An 18214-nucleotide genomic window follows, 5' to 3' on the forward strand; every position below is an offset into this window, starting at 1 on the left:
GAAAAATTACATTCTTTTCAACTCCATATCAGTAAATTACATGTATCATATCATGCGCTTCTTTTCATTTCAACAAAAACGAAAGGGGTGATCGAGGCCGCCGTCCGGCACGCACAGCTCCCAACAGGAGTTATCCTCCAAATCAGCAAGTTGAAACGTCTGTTTTGTCTCCGCCAACAAAATATGCTCGGACCGGAAAATTTGTTGGATGAATCTGGATGGTCTGCTAATATACATAGAGAGACGGCAAACATAGGCGTACGGACATGGAATCAAATGATGGGGGTACAAAACCATGAGCCCTAGTGCAAAACCGCGGGTATTTGTCGGCTCCTCGGTCGAGGGGTTATCTCTGGCGCAAGCGATCCAGGCCAATCTCTCATACGTTGCACAGGTTACACTCTGGTCACAGGGCGTATTTGCCCTGAACCAAACGGCGCTTGCCAGTCTGCTGGAACATTTGGAATCAACCGATTTTGCCGTGTTTGTCTTTTCCCCCGACGATCAGGTTCGTCTGCGCGGAGAGGAGTGGACAACGGCTCGCGATAATGTATTGTTTGAGCTCGGGCTGTCCATGGGCAAGCTGGGACCGAACCGGGCCTTTTTTGTAAAGCCTCGCGGGATGACGATGTTCCGCATTCCCACCGATCTGTTCGGCATCCAGGCAGGAGACTACGAGGCCGACCGGGATGACGGGAATCTTTCTGCCGCGCTGGGCGTTTTCACGGGCGAGCTGGCCCGGATTATCAAAAAATGGGGACGCAGGCAAGAGATTCGTGATATTATTGAAAGAAAAGAGAGACTAGAGGCACAATTGCACTTTTTGTATTCACTGATTAAGTACAGCAAGCATACCGTGGAGACGAGAAATCATGTCAACCGGATTCTGGATAAAATGCTCGGCTCCTGTCACATCCCGGAGACGTTCAGTCCTTCGGCAGCCACGCTGTTTTCCCTGGTCGGCCGTGAGCTTGTTCAGATCGGTCACGCCCGGGACGTCGATGAAGACCACCGCTTTCGCCTGGATCACAATGAACTTTTCCCGCAGAACCAGAACTGGATGGTAGCCGCATTTTTGTCCAATGAGTCAGTGATGGGCTGCAAGGGACAGTTTGGTCTGCTTGGCGAATACGAGTACATCATCTCCATCCCCATTGCGAAAACATACGTGATCACGTTCCATCTCGTAACACACACGCAGATAGCCGAGTCCGAGTACGATCACTTTCTCGAACAGTTTACGACAGTGAATAAGCCACTTCTTGATACATTCAATGTATTTCTGGAGAGGGGGGTGGAATTGTATGCTAGCCAACAACCATCCACGCAAAAGAGGTAAAACCATGCGATTGACATTGACAGGACACCCGTTTGGTCCAGACGAGACGGATGTGACATGGAAGCGCAAGAAAACAGTAGAGATCGCCGAAGTCGCTCGCGAGCAGTACGCCCAGGAGGCGGAGACCCTGCTGGACGAAGTGTTTCCGGAGGGACCGAGCGTCTTGAAATCAGCGGAAGGCGTACGGATTGTAGCGACGCGGAGAATCAACTTTGACGAACCGACTTTCGGCTGAGGACGAAGGAGCTCCCCTCGTTTTTTGTTGGCTGAAAGGCATGAATCCATCGCGGGTGCACGGTCATTGCGTGGTCCCGGAAAAAGAGAGACAGAATATACGGAAAGACAGAGAAAAAGCCGACAGCCCCAGAGGAGGCGTCGGCTTTTTCAGCAATGTTGAATGATTGGCACTTATTTTATATGGTAACGCGATTGAACCATATCGTGGTCGCTGTTACACAGCGCTCATTTCCGGTTCTTCCTGTTTTTCGGCCTGCGGGCGGACCAGTTGTTTGATCGTGACCCGGGTGACGCGGTGGTTATCCATTTGAGCGACTGTGAACACGTGATCCTCAAGCTCGACGGACGCTCCGACGGCGATATCCTCTTCCAACTGGCTGTAGAGCCATCCTCCGACAGTATCGACGTCTTCGGAAACGAGCTCAAACGGCAAGTGGTCATTGAGTTCGCTCAGGAGCATTTTGCCTGCGACAGACAGGCCGTTTTCCAGCTTCTCAAGCTCAGGGCGTTCGTCGGTATCGAATTCGTCTTGAATGTCGCCGACGATTTCCTCCAAAATGTCCTCCATCGTCAACAGGCCGGCAGTGCCACCGTATTCATCGATGACGATCGCCATCTGCGAACGTTTTTTCTGCATCAGACGGAGCACATGGCTGATTTCCATCGATTCGGGAACAGTCAGCAAGGGACGAAGCATATCCTCCAGACGAGCGGTTTCATCCTGCAGGGCAGACAAGTAAAAGTCGGTCGCATGCACGAAACCGATCAGATTGTCCTTGTCCTCTGCGGCCACAGGGAAGCGGGTGTGACGCTCCGTGCTGATAATCTCCAGGTTTTCTTCAAACGTATTCGTCGTATATAGACACACCATATCGATCCGGGGGATCATGATCTCCCGTGCGAGGGTTTCCGAAAAATCAAATACGTGCTCCACGAGCGACAATTCTGTCTGATCGATATGGCCGCTCTGGTGGCTCTGGTTGACCAGCAAGCGAATCTCTTCTTCCGTATGGGCCGCTTCATGTTCGGATACCGGTTCCAGGCCTACCCATTTGAGCAGTCTGTTGGCGGTTCCGTTCAGCACCCAAATAGCCGGGTAAAGCAATTTATAGAAAAGCATCAATGGTGCAGCAACCCACAGCGAAGTTGTTTCTGCTTTTTGAATAGCGAGTGATTTCGGAGCGAGCTCACCGAGCACGATGTGCAGGAAGGTGATGATCGCAAACGCCACGCCGAAGGAAATCGTCGACACAAGGTAGGAAGGCAGCTGGTACGAACCGAGCAGCGGCTCCACGATCATGTGAGCGATCGCGGGTTCACCCACCCATCCGAGACCAAGCGATGCGAGCGTAATCCCTACCTGACAGGCAGACAAGTACGCGTCCAGCTTTTGTGTAACCTTCTGGGCAAAAGCGGCTCGCTTGTTCCCCTCGTTTACGAGCTGAGTCAAGCGTGTCTGCCGTACTTTGACGAGTGCGAATTCGGCGGCTACGAAAAAGCCATTCAACACAACCAGAAACAATACAAGCAGCAGGTTAAGCACTATCGGAATACTGTCCAAGCAAGAAGTCATCCTCTCTGGAATTATTTTGAATGTATACTACTATGGTACAGCCTTTTCCCTTTTTGCTCAAAGGCGATTTCCGTCCATTGTGAGCAATTCACCCTCATTCCGACCGAAAAACGGCAGTAGGGTGTCCGGCTCACACGTTTTTGAGCGCTGGGGTGGCCAGAGAGGTCAAAACAGAGTTCTTTAGCCTCATCGAATTTGAAGCAGCTGCTGCGCGTAAACGAAAAAGACCGACAGAACGGCTGCCAATCCGAGATAGGCGGCCAGTACCTTCCACTTGGTAGAAGCGGGTGCCTCGTAATAGGTCGTCAGACGGTGCAGGAGCTCATCGATCTGGGCAATCCGTTCCCGGGCCTGTTTTTCGGCCTCGGTCAGCAGGCGGGAGGGAACAGGCTGCGTCCGTTCGTAGTCGTAGAATTCCATCGGTTCCCGCTCCCATTTGCGGAACAGCTCCCAGGTTTGTTCCGCGAACAATTTGTCCAGGCGTACCCGATCCTTGGCAAACCGTTTTTCGTCCTGCAAAAAGGGAATGGCAAAGCCTTCCGGTGCTTTCTTTTTAGCAGCCTCCAGATGTTTGGCGTTCAGGCTTTCCCGCGTTTCCCATGTCGATTCAAGCTGCGGCCAGCCGGCCATCGTCTCCAGCAGGGTGTGGAGCTTCTCTTTTTCGTATGCCAGCACCTGTTTTTTATACCCTTCCCGGGCGCGGTTCCACCAGGTAACCAGGCCGAGGATAAAGATAAAGACCATGATCGGTCCCGGTCTTGCAAACAGCATGGCTCCCAGTCCGATCAGTCCGATCAGCCAGATTTTTGTCGACAAGACGGAGACGATGCGTCCGCCGTCCAGCGGGGAGACCGGAAGCAGGTTGAACAGGTTCAACAGCGCCCCCAAATAAATCACCAATGCCCAAAACGGATCCTGTGTCCACCAGTACAGCGGCAGAGCGGGAAGAAAGGCTAGCATGCCTGCCAACGGCCCGCCGTAGGCCAGATACGCTTCGGTGCTCGCGTCCCGCGGATGATCCTTCATCGCAATAAAGGCACCGGCAAACGGAATAAAGACGGCCGGTGAGGTAGCAATTCCTTTTTGTCTCGCGGCAATCACATGGCCCATCTCATGGACAAAGATGAGGTAGACCAGCGCAGCGGCAAACTTCCAGCCGTAAAACATCGCATAAGCGCCGAGGCTGAGAGCCATCGACAAAAGCGTGGTTCCAAATTTGGAGAATTTCAACAAACCCAATACCCACTTGAGGTTGGTCAAGAGAAAAGCGCCGATGGCCAGCAGCGCCGACCTGGTTTTATTCATGCCATTTCCTCCTGTACGGTTTTCAAAGCTGCCCTCCGGGAAAAACGTGCATGTGCAAAAAGGAGGATAAGCAAAGTGCCGATCATCCTTTTCATACGTACAGAGCAGCGGAAAGTTTCCTATTCGTCCAGCAGACGAGGGTTGACAAAGGAGAAGCCGTACTCCCCGTATCTTCTGTCGTAGCGCAGCTCGCCGCCGTCAAAATACCAAAAATCGTTCGGGCGAATGACGAACCGCATCCCTTCTACTTCGAAAACAGCGTCGCCTGGCTCGACCTCGTCCTTTTCAATCGCGAAAAACAGGCCTCCTGTTCCCGGGCCTCCGGTGCGTACGTACAGCCGAAGCGTGTCTCCGGGACGAAAGTCGGCGTATTGCTGATAGGCGAGGGCGAATGCCGGTTGAATTTGCAGGTGAATACTCATGACGCGACTCCTCTCAAACATCTGTCTATCCGTCTAGTTTACCATTAGAAAACGCGGTTCCGCCAATTTCCGCCTGGAAAAAGGGAAAAACGCCGCTGGTGGTGGCGGCGTTTTCTTTGGTCCACGTTTGGACAGCTTCAAACGAATTCCTAATCTTTTCCTTTGCTTACATCCAGTGTCGGGTGCATGAATCGGGCCCTATTGGGCGGAACGTCCTCAAGCAGCTCCCTGTTCTCCGTCGTGTTCCACCCGATGTCGTTGGTCGGATGGACCCAGCCGTCCCCAGCCATGACGGATGGGTCCGTGTCTGTGCTCCACTGGTTGAGCGGAGAATCCTCGGAGTTGTAGTAGCTGTCCCCGATGACCACACCGTGCTCGTTTACAAATGGCTTTTGCATGGTGCGGGAAGAGTCCTTGTAGTCGGGGGAGCTGATTTGATGGGGGAGCGTGCCGTCAAGGGACACGTCTTTTACCTCTTTGGAAGTATGATCAGCCATGCAGGTGCCCTCCTTGGTGGAGTTACCGGTTTTCTTTTAGTCTCTCTTGTGGTTCACTATTGATGGAGCCATCAGAACGAACGGCCTCCGACTGGGCTTTGGGACCGCGAATCTCGGCAGTTTTCCCGAAATCCTTAGCTTTGTTTCGTACCATTGTCTGCCCTCCTCTATTGTCACATGGGCTTAGTATGGCCCAATCGGGCAGATTCGATCATAGCATTGTGAAAGGAGCACGTATGTATGGCAAAGAAACAGCGCAAGCAAGAACGCCAGGCGCCGAAATTCGCCAAGGCGGAAACCCCTGAAAAAAACGGTGTGAACGTAAAGGAAATGTTGAGTGACGACGCGCTTGGAAAATTGAAGCAGTTGGAGCGCCAGATGAAGGAAGAACTGGAAAAAGCGGAGCAGGCAGCCGCCGAACGGAAGCGGCGTGAGCAAGAGGAGCGGGAGCGAAACAAAAGCTTTGGCGAGCTCCTGGAAGAGTATGAGAAAAAAGGCGGAGGCAAGTACAGCTGATGACCGAGGAAAAAAATCAGCGTGAAGGCCGGCCCGACACGTCAAAAAACGGCATGCTGAAGCGCCGGGAGCTTCACGTAAAGGACGATGCCATCAAGGAGCGGGGTAGAGCAATCCTCTCCCGTCTGGGGAAGAAGAAAACATAAACAGGGATTTTTACACCTCTTTTCCCATATAGCTAGTAGAAGGGGAAAGGGGGAATGACCGTGGGGACCATCCTGCTCTTTGTCAGTGTCATCTGTGTAACGGTGGGTACCTGGCGGTTGCTTCGCATCTACAAAGCGGGCAGACCCGGTGGAAAAGTGTTGTGGTGGGCGGTAGCCAGCTTCGGCATTACGCTGTTCTTTGTCCTGAAGCTCGTGGCGGATACCCCGACCTTGTCATGAGAAAGCTTTGATGGCCGATCCAGTCTTTGTGCCGGTTGAACGATGATACAGGTTGGCAGACGTAAAAAAGCAGCTGCTCAATCGTGAGGTGATTGATCAGCTGCTTTTCATGTTTGCAAGTAAAGTTAAAGTTTACTCGTAGCGCAGCGCCTCGATCGGATCAAGCTTGGCCGCTTTGTTTGCGGGGTACAATCCGAAAAAGATCCCGATGGCGCTGGAAAAGCCAAATGCGATGAAGATGCTGTTCCAGGACAACAGCGGCGGGAGCTGGGCGAAGTAAGAAACCAGCGCTGCGGCTCCGAGCCCGAGCAGTACCCCGATCAGGCCGCCGATCAGACAGACGATCAGCGATTCGATCAAAAACTGCATCAGGATATCCCGGCGGCGGGCCCCCAGTGCTTTGCGAATGCCGATTTCCCGCGTTCGTTCTGTAACGGAGACGAGCATGATGTTCATGACGCCGACTCCCCCTACGACCAGGGAAATGCCGGCGATGACGCTGAAAATAATCGTCAGCGTTCCGGTCAGTTGATTGAACTGATTGACCTGCTCCTGCATGCTAAAGGAGCGGTAATGATTCTCCTTTTGATGCTTGCGGGACAAATATTGGGTAGCCTGCTTCATCGCGGCTTCGACCGACTCCTTGTCTTTTGCCTTTCCGATCAGCGTGCTGACAAAAGGCTCCTCTTGAAAACTCAGGTCGTAGCGGATCGGGATATAGGCGCCGTACGTTTGACTCATGTCAAAGCGGAACTTTTCTTCCTTGTAGGTGCCGATTACGACAAGCGAGTTGTCTCCCATCCGTACCCGCTGGCCGAGCGGGTTCATTTGTCCGAACAGCTTCTTTGCCAATTCATCCTCAAGCACGATGACGGCTCGCAGCTCCTTGTCGTCAGCTTCACTGAAGAAGCGTCCCTTGCTTATTTTTACCGTAGGCTGAATCTCCAGGTAGTGAGCGGTTGTCGAATAAACATTCACCCGCTCTTCCTTTTTCGGACCCTTCACGATCGAGTTGGATTGATTGTACGGGACGAGCCGCTCGATGTAGGGACTGATACGGCTCAAGGTTTCGGCGTCTTCCACTGTCAGGTCGTCATTGGAGTGCTCTTCCTTGCTCTCATAATCGGTATAGATATTAAAGCTGTTTTGCCCGAATTTCTCCATTTCGCTGGTGATGGCCCTCTGTCCGCCTTCGCCAAGCGTGTTAACGGCGATGACGGATGTGATCCCGATAATGATGCCGAGCATGGTCAGTCCGGAGCGCATTTTGTTGGCCCAGATGCCATCGATGGCGGTACGCAGCGCTTCCCAAAAATTCATGTCAGAATCACCTCATCGGACGGGACGGCGGTCAGGCGCTCTTCCACGCGCTCGTCCTTCATAATGACACCGTCCTTGAAGGTGACGATGCGCTCTGCATGCTGGGCGATATCCAGCTCGTGCGTAACGAGAATGATCGTTACACCCTGCTCATGCAGCTCCTGAAACATGGCCATGATCTCCGTACCGGAGCGGCTGTCCAGATTTCCCGTAGGTTCGTCTGCAAGCAAAATGGCTGGCCGGTTTACGAGCGCACGGGCAATTGCCACCCGCTGCTTCTGTCCGCCGGAGAGCTGTGTCGGCCTGTGGTTCATCCGCTCGCCCAACCCGACTCGCTTCAATGCTTCCATCGCCCGCTTTCTTCGTTCGGAGCGGCTGATGCCCGCGTACATCATCGGCAGTTCGACATTATGCAAGGAAGTGGAGCGAGGCAGCAGATTGAACGATTGAAACACAAAGCCGATTTTCTGGTTGCGGACGAGAGCAAGCTGCTGGTCGTTCTGCTTGCTGACCTCGATGCCGTCCAGCACGTAGGTTCCTGAATCCGGCCGGTCGAGACATCCGAGCATGTTCATGAAGGTTGATTTTCCGGAGCCGGACGGTCCCATGATGGCGACAAATTCCCCTTTTTCCACGGAGAGGTTTACCCCTCGCAATATGGGCAGTTCCGAATCGCCCGTCCTATATGTTTTCGTCAGGCCTTCCACGTAAAGCATGGGCCGACCTCCTTTTTTGCAAAGTAGTTACATTCCTGCCATGGGGGACGGGGTGACTGGCGCATTCTCCTGGATCGCATCCAGAGGACTCAGGATGATTTGCTCATTGCCGGTTAGTCCCGACTTGATCTGGGAGGAAAGCTCATTTTCCATGCCGACCTCAACGTTTACCTTCTTGGCCGTGCCATTGTCGGCTACCCAAACAAATGTGCTGCCGTCCGCCTCCTGTTGAATCGCTTCGATCGGCACCTGCATGGCATTGTCGATTTTCTCCGTCAGGATATTGATGTCGACGTGAAACCCGGGCTTGAGAGCCGAGACGTCGCCATCAGGCTGGAGAGTGACTTTGACGCGTGTTTTTTCACCTTGCCCGGAGCTGTTTTGCGTGGTTACGGCAATCGGGGAGATTCGCACCACTTTGGCATTCAGCTTCTGCTTTCCAAGAGAGCTGCCCTCGATGACTGCCGATTGACCGAGCTTTATTTTGCTTACGTCGGACTCGCTGATATCGGCCTGGATGAGCAGGTTGTTCAGGTTCGCGAGTGTAAAGATCTCCGTTCCTTTGTTTACGTACTGGCCGTTGTCTGCAGCCAGGCTGATGACGGTGCCGTTTTCGGGAGCGACCAACACGCTTTGGGTGCGCTCCTTCTCCAGTTGTGCCTTCTCCACCTGAAGCTTGTTGATTTGCGCTTGCAGAGAAGCGAGCTCCTCTTTGCGCGGTCCCTTTTGCTTCAATGCCAGCTGCTGCTTGGAGACGTTCAGTGACGAGAGCGTAGAATCGAGCTGGCTTTTTGCCTTGTCCACCTCTTGCTGCGTAGTGGCCCCGGATGCGAACAGCTGCTGCAGCCGATCGTATTCCTTTTGAGCGGCATCGTGCTCGCGCTGGGCTTGGGCGACCCGTTCTTTTTCCTGTGCCAGCTCTTCCGGTTCATTTCCTGCTTGCGCTTTGGACAGATTCGCTCGTGCCAGTTCAATCTGTGCGTCCAGCTCCAGGAGTCGGCTCTCTACGTCAGAGGTGTCAATCTTCCCGATAACCTGCCCTTTTTTAACGAGATCGCCTTCTTTGACGGAGAATTCACGCAGCGTCCCGTTCACATTTGCGTACACCCTGTATTTATCCTCCACGACTACACTGCCGGAGGTCAGGATGCGGCTTTCCAGCGCAGATGTGGCTACTGTCCCGATCTGGACAGGCATGCCCATCGCCTGACCGGGACTCAAAAGATTTACGCTAACGGTTCCGATCACCAGTACGGCGGCGACGGACCCGATCATCCACCATCGTTTTTTCATGTCTTCTAATCCCCTTGCCAAATAATGTATACCTTCTTTACGAAACTGTTTTACGGGGGGCAAGTAAAAAAGTAACAAGGTAACCTTTTTGTTCATGGAATGTTCACAATTTCACAAAACCATGGGAGCAGGGAGAAGTGAAGGAAAAATGGGGCGCTGTCTTTGTCGAACCCTTGCCCGGCCGAAGCGATAAGATGTAGGGAGCATAGCAGGATTTCCAAGGGAGGGAGCTATGAACCAGACGCTTCGTTTTGACTACTCCCATGCGTGCAAATTTTTCGAGCAGACAGATTTAGACCAGCTAGCTCCTGAAGTATTGCGCTCGCACATACAGCTCCATCAGGGGACGGGAGCAGGGAGCGAGCTTCGCGGCTGGCTGGACTTGCCGATCAAATGCGAGAAAAGTGAACGGGAACGTATCGTCCAGGCAGCGACGAGAATCCAGGAGAATTCGGATGTGCTCTTGGTCATCGGCATTGGCGGGTCGTATCTTGGAGCCAAGGCAGCGCTGGAGATGCTCGGGCATCACTTCACCAATCTTCTGCCTGCGGGCAAACGACGGGTACCGGAGATTTATTTTGTCGGCAACAACATCAGTCCGGTCTACCTCGCTCATCTTCTGGAGCTGCTGGAGGGAAAAGAAGTCTCTTTGAATGTCATTTCCAAATCGGGAACGACAATGGAACCGGCTATCGCTTTTCGCCTGTTTCGCAGCTGGATGGAGAAAAAGTACGGACGACCAAAAGCCCGCAGCCGGATTTACGCTACGACAGACAGAGCGAAGGGAGCGCTCCGCCAGCTTGCCGAGAGCGAGGGGTATGAGACCTTTGTCATTCCCGAGGATGTGGGCGGACGCTTTTCGATTCTTACTCCCGTCGGTCTTTTGCCGATCGCTGTCGGCGGAATCGATATGGATGAGCTGATGCAAGGAGCGGCAGATGCCAGAGAGCGGTTTTTGTCGCCGGTGCTGGCAGACAATCCTTGCTACCAATATGCCGCTGTCCGCAATATTCTGTATCGAAGGGGCAAGCTGATTGAAGTGCTGGTCGGCTACGAACCCCGGTTCCGTTTTTTCGCGGAATGGTGGAAGCAGCTCTTTGCCGAGTCGGAAGGGAAGGACAACAAGGGGATTTTTCCTGTATCCGCAGAGTATTCAACCGATCTCCACTCCATCGGCCAATATCTGCAAAGCGGAACACGGCACTTGTTTGAAACCGTCTTGACCGTGCATAAATCTGACGTTGACGTCACCATCGGAGACGACCCGGCCAATCTGGACGGCTTGCAGTATCTCTCTGGAAAAGGGATGGATTTCGTCCGCCAAAAGGTGCTGCAGGGAGCGATGCTGGCCCACGTAGATGGGGGTGTTCCGAATCTCGTAGTGGAAATTCCCAGGCTGACAGCGTATCATTTTGGTGAGCTGGTGTATTTTTTTGAAAAAGCCTGTGCGATCAGCGGCTACCTCTTGGGGGTCAATCCGTTTGACCAGCCCGGGGTAGAGGCCTACAAAGCCAACATGTTTGCATTGCTCGGGCGGCCCGGCTTTGAAAAAATGAAAGAAGAATTGGAAGCGAGAATTCGTGGAGACGACTAAAACCTACCTGACTGTAGCCGAAACATCCGAGTATCTGGAATTGCCGGAGACGTTCATTCTGGAAAAAATCCGCGAAGGGCGAATCCGTGCCGTTCACAACGGGGAAGAGTATCTGATCAACAAGGAGCAGTTTCAGCATCATCTGGAACAGATCCGAAAGCTCCGGGAGTTTGAGGATGAACAGAAGCATGAGCCGATCCCGGAGAGCTACGACGTGAAGGACGAAGATTAAGTTCAGCCCTTGTCAGATTTGCGGCCAGAGGACTATACTGAAGAAGACAACTGATAGAATGAAAAGTAACTGGGGGAGTCCATCTTGCTGGGCTGAGAGGACGGAAGCGATGACCGTCGACCCTTTGCACCTGATCCAGATCATGCTGGCGCAGGGAAGTGGTTACAGGCGGATATTTTTTCGCCCGTTGATGCGTTGGATGCGTGTTGTGCCCACCTTTTCCTGCCGGAGAGGGTGGGCTTTTCCATTTGATAAGGAGAGGAAGCAGCATGACCGACTGTTTACTTGTTGGCGGAGGCATCATCGGACTCAGTCTCGCCTATGAATTGTCCTGTAGAGGAATGGCCGTGACTGTAGTGGAGCAAGGAGAATGGGGAGGCCAGGCTTCATCGGCAGCAGCGGGAATGCTGGCGCCGCTGAAGGAATTTTCGCAGCCAGGGCCGATGCTGGAGCTGGGCATGAAGTCGCTGGAGCTCTATCCGAAATGGGCAGAGGAGCTGGAAGCGAGGACAGGCATTGACGTGCAGGCGTGCAAATCCGGACTGCTGACAGTAGCTCTTACCGAGCCGGAGTCGGGCGCGTTGCTGGAAAAATACAAGTGGCAAAAGGCATCGGGCTATGCGGTTGAGTGGATGACAGGGGAAGAGATGCGGAGAGTCGAGCCGCTCTTGACCGAGCAGGCGATCGCGGGGATCTACTCGCCTGAAGAAGGGCACATCAACAACCGCATGCTGCTGAATGCTCTGGTAGCCGCTTGCAAAAAAATGGGAGCGACGCTTCTTTCCGGCTCTGTTGTAACCGGAATGGCAAAAGAAGGGGGCAGGATCGTCGGTGTAGAAACGACCACGGGGCCTCTGCGAGCCGGGCATACCGTGATCGCATCTGGCGCATGGGCCGGGATTATGGCCGAATGGCTCGATTTTGCTGTGCCCGTCAGACCGGTACGCGGGCAGGTGGCATCGGTATCGTCCAGCGGAATCCCTTTGCGTACCGTCATCTTCGGCACATCCGGGTACATCACGCCCAAGCTGGATGGGAAGATCGTCCTTGGAGCGACCGAGGATGAAGCGGGCTTTCAGCGGCATGTCACGCTGAGCGGTCTTGCGAAAGTATTGGACGGTGTGATGCCGTATGTGCCCGCTCTGCATTCAGCAGCCTTCCAGCAGGCGTGGGCAGGCTTGCGTCCCGCTACAGCAGACAGCATGCCGCTGCTTGGACCCGTACCGGGATGGCAGGGCGTTTCCATTGCGGGCGGCCACTTTCGGAACGGCATTTTGCTTTCTCCGGTCACAGCAAAGGTGATGGCGGATTATGTGGAGAGCGGACGCGAAGATGCGCTGCAACCCTTTTTGCCATCCCGGTTCCTCGGGTCGACAACAAACAGATAAGGCTCATGGGTACGGCCTGATCGGAAAATGGGCTGGTCCCCTCTGGAAAATAGACACCTCCCCATAGGCTGGCGTATATGGTAATAAAGAAACACCAGAGGGGAGGAGTCAAATAGATGGAGGAGTCTAAGAAGCAATTGTTTCATGTTGACACTGCCGCTGTCAGCATGATCAAGGATATCCGCCATACGGTCCAAAACGTTTGCCAGGAGCATGCCCGGCAAAAGGTTCGGATCGAAGCGCTGGATGGACAGATATACGAAGGAGAGATCGTAGACTGGGACAACGACCACGTCTATCTGGAAGTCGAAGAAGAGGTGGATGACGACGAGGCGGAGGAAGTAGACTGGGATGGCTATGAGTTGGATGTAGAGCAAGTGTCCTACAGTTCCCCGTACGACCCGGCCGATCCCAATATGCGTCCGCCCTTTACAGCGGTCAGCCCATTTGCGAGCGGAGGGCCGAACGCCCGTCCGTATCCCGGAGTCAGCCCGTATACAGCAGTCAGTCCATATGCAACGGGACCCAATTCCCGACCGCATCCGGGGGTTAGTCCATATACAGCAGTCAGTCCATATGCAACGGGGCCCAACGCCCGACCGTATCCAGGGGTTAGCCCGTATACGGCGGTAAGCCCGTATGAAACAGGGCCCAACAGTCGTCCTTATCCTGGCGTAAGTCCGTATACAGCAGTCAGTCCATTCGCGACGGGACCGAACGCCCGTCTGTATCCCGGAATGATGCCTTATTCTGAGGTCAGCCCCTACACAGCGGTTTCTCCGGAAAGTGTCACAAGACCATTCCCTTTTGTACAGTCCTTTGTACAGTCTTTCATACAGCCGCCTGTACAGCCTTATTGCATACCGTGCGTTCCCTTGGTGGCGCCATTAGAAAGACCGACACGGGTAAGTCCGGCGGAAACGGAAAAACCGAAAGATCAAAGGGTCAGTCCGGCCGAGGATGTCCGCCCGGGTGTCAGTCCTTTCCCGCCATATCCACCGTACCCTCCGTACCCATTTCCTCCGTATCCGCCATTTCCGCCGTACAGACCGATCGCACCAGCTCCGCCGCCACCGCCGCCACCCGTACCATGTCCGCCCGTCGTAAAAACGTTGGAATCATCCTGCGTGGCACCGATTCCACGTCGCCGCTGCCGGAAAAGAGTCATTCCTTTGACGCTGTTCTCTCTGCTGTCCATCGCGCTGATCTAGGCGAGTGTACAGGTGTGAGCATCCAAGTGCAAAAAGCCTCCAGGCAAAGCCGCCTTGAGGCTTTTTTTGGTCCAACTGAGGCTTCGCCATAAAGCCTGGCAAAGCCAGGTTTTCCAAACGTCCTTCAATGACTACTTCTCCCCCATTTGTCACACACTAACGGCAAAATGTCGGAAAGGCAGGGATTGGATGCAAACCATTCAAAGCAGTTTGCCGGGAACGAGAGGGACGTATGGTTTTTTTCGGGAAGCTCTGGAGCCGGACGGCTTTACCTTGGCAAACTGGGATTACAATGCGGGTTATTTGGATAAAAAGCTGGACGAAGCGGGCATGGTCTTTCTGCGGATTCCCGTTCAGGTGCAGGAGGGCGAGCTGGACAGCGAAGACGCCTGGCTGGAGCTCGGAACGCCGTTTGTCCTGAAGCACGTCTACCGAGAGGGGATTGAATCGGACATCGGCTACTACTCTGCCGTTGCGTCTGCGGCCATGAATCAATTTCAGGAGCCGGTAGACAAGGATGCCGCAGTCGATGAGCACTGGATGCGAAAAGCGGAAGCCATGGTAAGGGAATTGGAAAGAAGATTTGCGTGAATCGCAGACATGCGGCGGGCCATCGACACGATTGGCCCGTTTTCTTGTTCGATGTGACGATTTCTCCAAGGGCCCGACGTTTTTTGTTGCTTCTGTCCGCATAGCAGGGAGAAGAAAGGTAATGTAAAATGGTGACAGATGAAAGCAAGTTTTCAAAGACAGGGAGTGTGGAGGACCGTGGCATGGTATCATTCGCTGCTTAGATGGTACTGGCGTCTCAGAAAGCCTCTGACACTGGGAGTGCGCATCATCGTGACAGACAGGGACAAGGGTGTACTGCTGGTTCGCCACACCTATGTCCAGGGATGGTACTTGCCAGGGGGAGGTGTCGAGCGAGGGGAATCATTTGCCGATGCGGCGAGACGCGAGCTGTGGGAAGAGTGCCGCGCAGAAGCAGAGTCGCTGTCGCTATGCCATTTGTATTACAGCGAAAGAGAAGGAAAACGGGATTACATTGCCCTTTTTCATGTCGGGGAATACCGTTTGCACGAACGCGACACGAGTGACCCCGAGGTAGAGGAAATGCGCTTTTTTACGTGGGATGGGCTTCCCGAGGAGCTGACGCCGGCGACAAAACGGCGGCTTCAGGAATTTTGCCGACAGCAATACACGACAGACCGATGGTAAAGCTGGAAAGAACATGCATCCCGGCATCAGCTGTGATATAGTGATAGCGAGCGTAGGCTAGTAACGACAAATCAAGATGAGGATATCCAAAGGGCCTTTTTGAAGAGGCTTTTTGTTCTATGTAAAGCGAGGGTTTGCACCATGAAAATAGCTACCGTACTGCGGAAAGATGATTATACAAGGGAAGTTTGCCGTCAATTGCGGGAAAAATTGCTGCAGCCGGACTGTCCATTTCGTTTCGTCGAAAGTCCCGAAGAAAAACCGGATATGGTGTTGTCCATCGGGGGTGACGGAACGCTTCTGGAGGCCGTCCACCAATACGGCTTTGAACCGGCCTATGTCGGCATTCATACCGGTCATTTGGGCTTTTACGCGGATTGGCACCCCGATGAGCTGGACGAATTCGTACAGGTGCTGACACAGCGTACGGAGCCGGTTATCGTCGAATATCCGACGGTTCAATGCCGGATTCATACCAAACAGGGCATCACCTATGACAAATGGGCGCTGAACGAATTGGTGATCCGCAATGCCTCGCTCTCTACGTTGGTTGCCTGTGTGTACATAAACGGGGATGAGTTTGAGACCTTTCGCGGAGACGGCCTGATCGTCTCGTCTCCGTCAGGCAGTACCGCCTACAACAAAGCAGTCAACGGGGCGCTGGTGCATCCTTCTATCGAGGCTATTCAGTTATCGGAGATTGCTTCTATCAACAATCAGGCTTATCGGACGGTAAACAGCTCGCTCGTCCTGCCCAATCATCACGAAGTAGAATTGATTGTCATGAACCCGGAGATCATGATTGGGCTGGACAGGGAGCAAGGGGTATGGAAAGACGTCCGCTCGATTACTTGTCGGGTAGGGGGAGAGAAAGTGAAGTTTGCCAGGTATAAGAAGCTCACCTTCTGGAGTCGGGTGAGAAAATCGTTTATCACCGGATAAAAAAAGAACGCTTGTGGGGAGGAGTATGGGGATGAAGAGAGTCGGGGCAGTAACGAACATTTTCCGTCATCCTGTCAAGGCGATGAAAGGCGAGCAGCTTCAGACCAGCCTGGTGGACAGATTCGGCTTGTACGGTGACAGAGGATATGCTTTTCTGGACGAATCCCGCAACGGAAAATACTTGAGTGCGGATATCATCCCCGGATTGCTCGGGTATTCAGCACGTCTGCTGGGCGAGTCTGGTGAAGACGCCTATCCCGAGGTGCGGATTCAAACGCCGAATGGGGCGGAGTACGGCTGGGAGGAAGCGCTGTTCGCTGATGTCGCGCGTACTGCCAATCGCCAGATCACGCCGTTGATGAGCACGCCGCAAGAAGGCGGGAAGAACTGGGAAGACCATATCCTGCTGGTGACGGACGCTTCCCTGAGGGAAATCGCCAGACTGATCGGCTGGGAAAGTATCGATCCGAGACGGTTCCGGGCCAATCTGGTAGTCGCATTGGACGAAGACCGTCCGTTTGCCGAGGACGAATGGATCGGCAAGCACTTGCAGATCAACGATGTTGTCCTGCAGGTAAACAAGCACTGTGAGCGCTGCCATTATGTCAACATCGATCCGGATACGCTCCAGATGAATCCGGCTGTATTAAAAACTTGCGTAAAACGGCATGACAATCATTTCGGGGTGTATGCGTCTGTCGTTCGACCGGGGCAAGTGACCGAAGGGGATGTTGTATTTTATGTCTAATCCATTGGAACGCGTGTCCCGTTTTGTAAAACAATATGATCCCGCTATCGAACCTCTGATCTTTCAGGAGAAGCTGAACACAACGGAGGAAGCAGCCCAGGCATTGGGTGTGGAGGCAGGCCAGATTGCCAAATCCATCCTGTTCCGCTGCAGTGACCGCTACGGATTGTTTGTGGCGGCAGGCGACGTGAGAATTCACCCCAAGCGGGTAAAAAAGTGTCTGGAAGGCGGTCAGCCGAAGATGGCTTCGCCTGATGAAGTAGCAGAGATAACCGGTTTTCAGGTGGGGGCGGTCTGCCCGTTTGCATTGCAAACAGAGGTGCCGGTGTTCGTCGACTCCTCTCTGGAGCGGTTTCCGGTCGTCTATACGGCTGCCGGGATTGCGGAATCGCTGCTGCCGGTCTCTTTTCAAGCTCTCGTCGAGATGACGGGAGCCCGGGTCATTGACGCTCAGTCTGCCGAGTAACAAGTGTATGTTCTAAGACGTTGAACAGCAGAGGGACCTTCTCTCGTGTCTGGGTGTGAGACGAGAGTGGTCCCTCTTTTTAGCGCAATGCTTCATAGACCTGCCGCAAATCCGTATATCCGTTATGGCGGGCTAGCGACAAGTAGATTCCCCAGAGCGAGGCTGCAGCGAACGCATCGCAGTAAGCATGATGCCGCCGGGAGATAACAATATTGTGTCTGGCGCATAAAGCGTCCAGCGATCCGTTGCCAATCACCTCGCCCGACAGCCGGATGAGCAGCATCGTGTCCAGCAAGCGATGGGTAAACTTCCGCCTGCTCGTCTTCCAGAGCGCCGCCCGCAAAAAATTGCGTTCGTGGCGAGAGTGATGGGCGACCAGCGGCCGGTCGCCGACGAACTGGAAGAAGCGAGTCAGCACGGTAGCCAAATCGGGTGCCGAACGCACCATCTCCTCGCGAATGCCGGTAAGCGAGGAGACGTGCGGCGGGATAGGACGGCAAGGGTCGATCAGACTGTAAAAAGAATCGCCCAGTACAAGCCGGTCACCTCGCATGGCAACGGCGCCGATAGACAAGATCGCATCACCGCGGTCAGGATCATAGCCGGTCGTCTCCAGATCCACCACGACGACCTCCAGATTGGCAAGCGGCAGATCAATACATTTGCGAGCGTGCTCTTGTTCTCTTTCCAAAAAACGCAGAAAGGCATGTGCCCCCAGATCTCCGCTGTTTTCCCACCAGGAAGCAACTCCCTTTCCCCAGGTTCGGCCGCTCAGGTGCCACAAGCGGCCGAGGCCATTCCATTTTGCCAT

23 protein-coding genes and 1 riboswitch are annotated in these 18214 nt (G+C 53.8%); of the genes, 14 read left to right on the top strand and 9 right to left on the bottom strand.

Annotated features, from left to right (window positions below):
• The first annotated feature begins 295 nt into the window (after nt 1-295).
• Both NSQ24_RS05185 and NSQ24_RS05190 read left to right on the top strand, forming a co-directional pair.
• Entirely contained in the window at nt 296-1339 is a 1044-nt protein-coding gene (locus NSQ24_RS05185; protein WP_339167365.1) for a nucleotide-binding protein, read from the top strand.
• 4 nt (nt 1340-1343) lie between these two features.
• Entirely contained in the window at nt 1344-1574 is a 231-nt protein-coding gene (locus tag NSQ24_RS05190; RefSeq protein WP_003391004.1) for a hypothetical protein, read from the top strand.
• A 216-nt stretch (nt 1575-1790) separates the two neighbouring features.
• Here the strand turns inward: NSQ24_RS05190 and NSQ24_RS05195 are convergent, their stop codons facing one another.
• From NSQ24_RS05195 to sspK, 5 genes are all read right to left on the bottom strand, one after another.
• On the bottom strand, nt 1791-3137 hold the full coding sequence (locus tag NSQ24_RS05195; RefSeq protein WP_003391007.1) for a hemolysin family protein: 1347 nt from the start codon (nt 3135-3137) through the stop codon (nt 1791-1793).
• Nucleotides 3138-3335: 198 nt separating this feature from the next.
• On the bottom strand, nt 3336-4454 hold the full coding sequence (locus NSQ24_RS05200; protein ID WP_031932121.1) for a site-2 protease family protein: 1119 nt from the start codon (nt 4452-4454) through the stop codon (nt 3336-3338).
• 119 nt (nt 4455-4573) lie between these two features.
• Nucleotides 4574-4876 carry an iron-sulfur cluster biosynthesis family protein gene (locus tag NSQ24_RS05205; protein ID WP_003391010.1) on the bottom strand — a complete coding sequence of 101 codons (303 nt, stop codon included), beginning with the start codon at nt 4874-4876 and terminating at the stop codon, nt 4574-4576.
• A 149-nt stretch (nt 4877-5025) separates the two neighbouring features.
• Nucleotides 5026-5373, bottom strand: coding sequence for a DUF3905 domain-containing protein (locus NSQ24_RS05210; protein WP_003391012.1), 348 nt, complete (start codon nt 5371-5373; stop codon nt 5026-5028).
• Nucleotides 5374-5395: 22 nt separating this feature from the next.
• Complete coding sequence (sspK, locus tag NSQ24_RS05215; RefSeq protein WP_003391014.1) at nt 5396-5527, bottom strand: small acid-soluble spore protein K; 132 nt, start codon at nt 5525-5527, stop codon at nt 5396-5398.
• Between the two features lie 86 nt (nt 5528-5613).
• Here sspK and NSQ24_RS05220 point away from each other — a divergent pair, with 86 nt between their 5' ends.
• Genes NSQ24_RS05220 through NSQ24_RS05230 form a run of 3 tightly spaced genes read left to right on the top strand, consistent with a single transcriptional unit; the run spans nt 5614 to nt 6275 of the window.
• Complete coding sequence (locus NSQ24_RS05220; RefSeq protein ID WP_003391016.1) at nt 5614-5889, top strand: YqkE family protein; 276 nt, start codon at nt 5614-5616, stop codon at nt 5887-5889.
• Nucleotides 5889-6035, top strand: coding sequence for a hypothetical protein (locus tag NSQ24_RS05225; protein ID WP_339167366.1), 147 nt, complete (start codon nt 5889-5891; stop codon nt 6033-6035). Before NSQ24_RS05220 ends, NSQ24_RS05225 begins: the two co-directional genes overlap by 1 nt.
• 60 nt (nt 6036-6095) lie before the next feature.
• Complete coding sequence (locus tag NSQ24_RS05230; RefSeq protein WP_035990244.1) at nt 6096-6275, top strand: hypothetical protein; 180 nt, start codon at nt 6096-6098, stop codon at nt 6273-6275.
• A 132-nt stretch (nt 6276-6407) separates the two neighbouring features.
• Here the strand turns inward: NSQ24_RS05230 and NSQ24_RS05235 are convergent, their stop codons facing one another.
• The 3 genes from NSQ24_RS05235 to NSQ24_RS05245 are packed head-to-tail and all read right to left on the bottom strand — an operon-like array spanning nt 6408 to nt 9604.
• Nucleotides 6408-7595, bottom strand: a complete 1188-nt coding sequence (locus NSQ24_RS05235) for an ABC transporter permease (RefSeq protein WP_003391025.1) — start codon at nt 7593-7595, stop codon at nt 6408-6410.
• Nucleotides 7592-8311 carry an ABC transporter ATP-binding protein gene (locus tag NSQ24_RS05240; protein WP_024985396.1) on the bottom strand — a complete coding sequence of 240 codons (720 nt, stop codon included), beginning with the start codon at nt 8309-8311 and terminating at the stop codon, nt 7592-7594. The genes NSQ24_RS05235 and NSQ24_RS05240 overlap by 4 nt, the downstream gene beginning before the upstream one ends.
• Before the next feature lie 27 nt (nt 8312-8338).
• Nucleotides 8339-9604, bottom strand: a complete 1266-nt coding sequence (locus tag NSQ24_RS05245; RefSeq protein WP_031932122.1) for an efflux RND transporter periplasmic adaptor subunit — start codon at nt 9602-9604, stop codon at nt 8339-8341.
• A 232-nt stretch (nt 9605-9836) separates the two neighbouring features.
• On the opposite strand from NSQ24_RS05245, the gene NSQ24_RS05250 reads away from it, so the two are divergent.
• The 9 genes from NSQ24_RS05250 (at nt 9837) to NSQ24_RS05290 (ending at nt 17403) form a co-directional block, all read left to right on the top strand.
• Complete coding sequence (locus NSQ24_RS05250) at nt 9837-11198, top strand: glucose-6-phosphate isomerase (protein WP_003391031.1); 1362 nt, start codon at nt 9837-9839, stop codon at nt 11196-11198.
• Complete coding sequence (locus NSQ24_RS05255) at nt 11185-11430, top strand: excisionase family DNA-binding protein (protein WP_003391033.1); 246 nt, start codon at nt 11185-11187, stop codon at nt 11428-11430. The genes NSQ24_RS05250 and NSQ24_RS05255 overlap by 14 nt, the downstream gene beginning before the upstream one ends.
• A gap of 61 nt (nt 11431-11491) precedes the next feature.
• A riboswitch (TPP riboswitch) is annotated at nt 11492-11604 on the top strand.
• 95 nt (nt 11605-11699) lie between these two features.
• Nucleotides 11700-12818 (top strand): glycine oxidase ThiO, encoded by a 1119-nt coding sequence (gene thiO, locus NSQ24_RS05260; RefSeq protein WP_031932123.1) that lies wholly within the window; start codon nt 11700-11702, stop codon nt 12816-12818.
• A gap of 116 nt (nt 12819-12934) precedes the next feature.
• Entirely contained in the window at nt 12935-14029 is a 1095-nt protein-coding gene (locus NSQ24_RS05265) for a hypothetical protein (RefSeq protein WP_339167367.1), read from the top strand.
• Between the two features lie 189 nt (nt 14030-14218).
• Complete coding sequence (locus tag NSQ24_RS05270; RefSeq protein WP_024985402.1) at nt 14219-14620, top strand: YugN family protein; 402 nt, start codon at nt 14219-14221, stop codon at nt 14618-14620.
• 177 nt (nt 14621-14797) lie between these two features.
• Nucleotides 14798-15247, top strand: a complete 450-nt coding sequence (locus NSQ24_RS05275; protein WP_003391040.1) for an NUDIX domain-containing protein — start codon at nt 14798-14800, stop codon at nt 15245-15247.
• Between the two features lie 141 nt (nt 15248-15388).
• Nucleotides 15389-16189, top strand: coding sequence for an NAD kinase (locus tag NSQ24_RS05280; RefSeq protein WP_003391042.1), 801 nt, complete (start codon nt 15389-15391; stop codon nt 16187-16189).
• 31 nt (nt 16190-16220) lie between these two features.
• Complete coding sequence (locus tag NSQ24_RS05285; RefSeq protein WP_024985404.1) at nt 16221-16937, top strand: MOSC domain-containing protein; 717 nt, start codon at nt 16221-16223, stop codon at nt 16935-16937.
• Complete coding sequence (locus NSQ24_RS05290; protein WP_003391046.1) at nt 16930-17403, top strand: YbaK/EbsC family protein; 474 nt, start codon at nt 16930-16932, stop codon at nt 17401-17403. The genes NSQ24_RS05285 and NSQ24_RS05290 overlap by 8 nt, the downstream gene beginning before the upstream one ends.
• A 79-nt stretch (nt 17404-17482) precedes the next feature.
• On the opposite strand, the gene NSQ24_RS05295 is transcribed toward NSQ24_RS05290, so the two are convergent.
• Nucleotides 17483-18214 (bottom strand): exonuclease domain-containing protein, encoded by a 732-nt coding sequence (locus NSQ24_RS05295; RefSeq protein ID WP_003391048.1) that lies wholly within the window; start codon nt 18212-18214, stop codon nt 17483-17485.

The organism is Brevibacillus sp. FSL L8-0520, assembly GCF_037963895.1.
Classification (GTDB): Bacteria; Bacillota; Bacilli; order Brevibacillales; family Brevibacillaceae; genus Brevibacillus; species Brevibacillus borstelensis.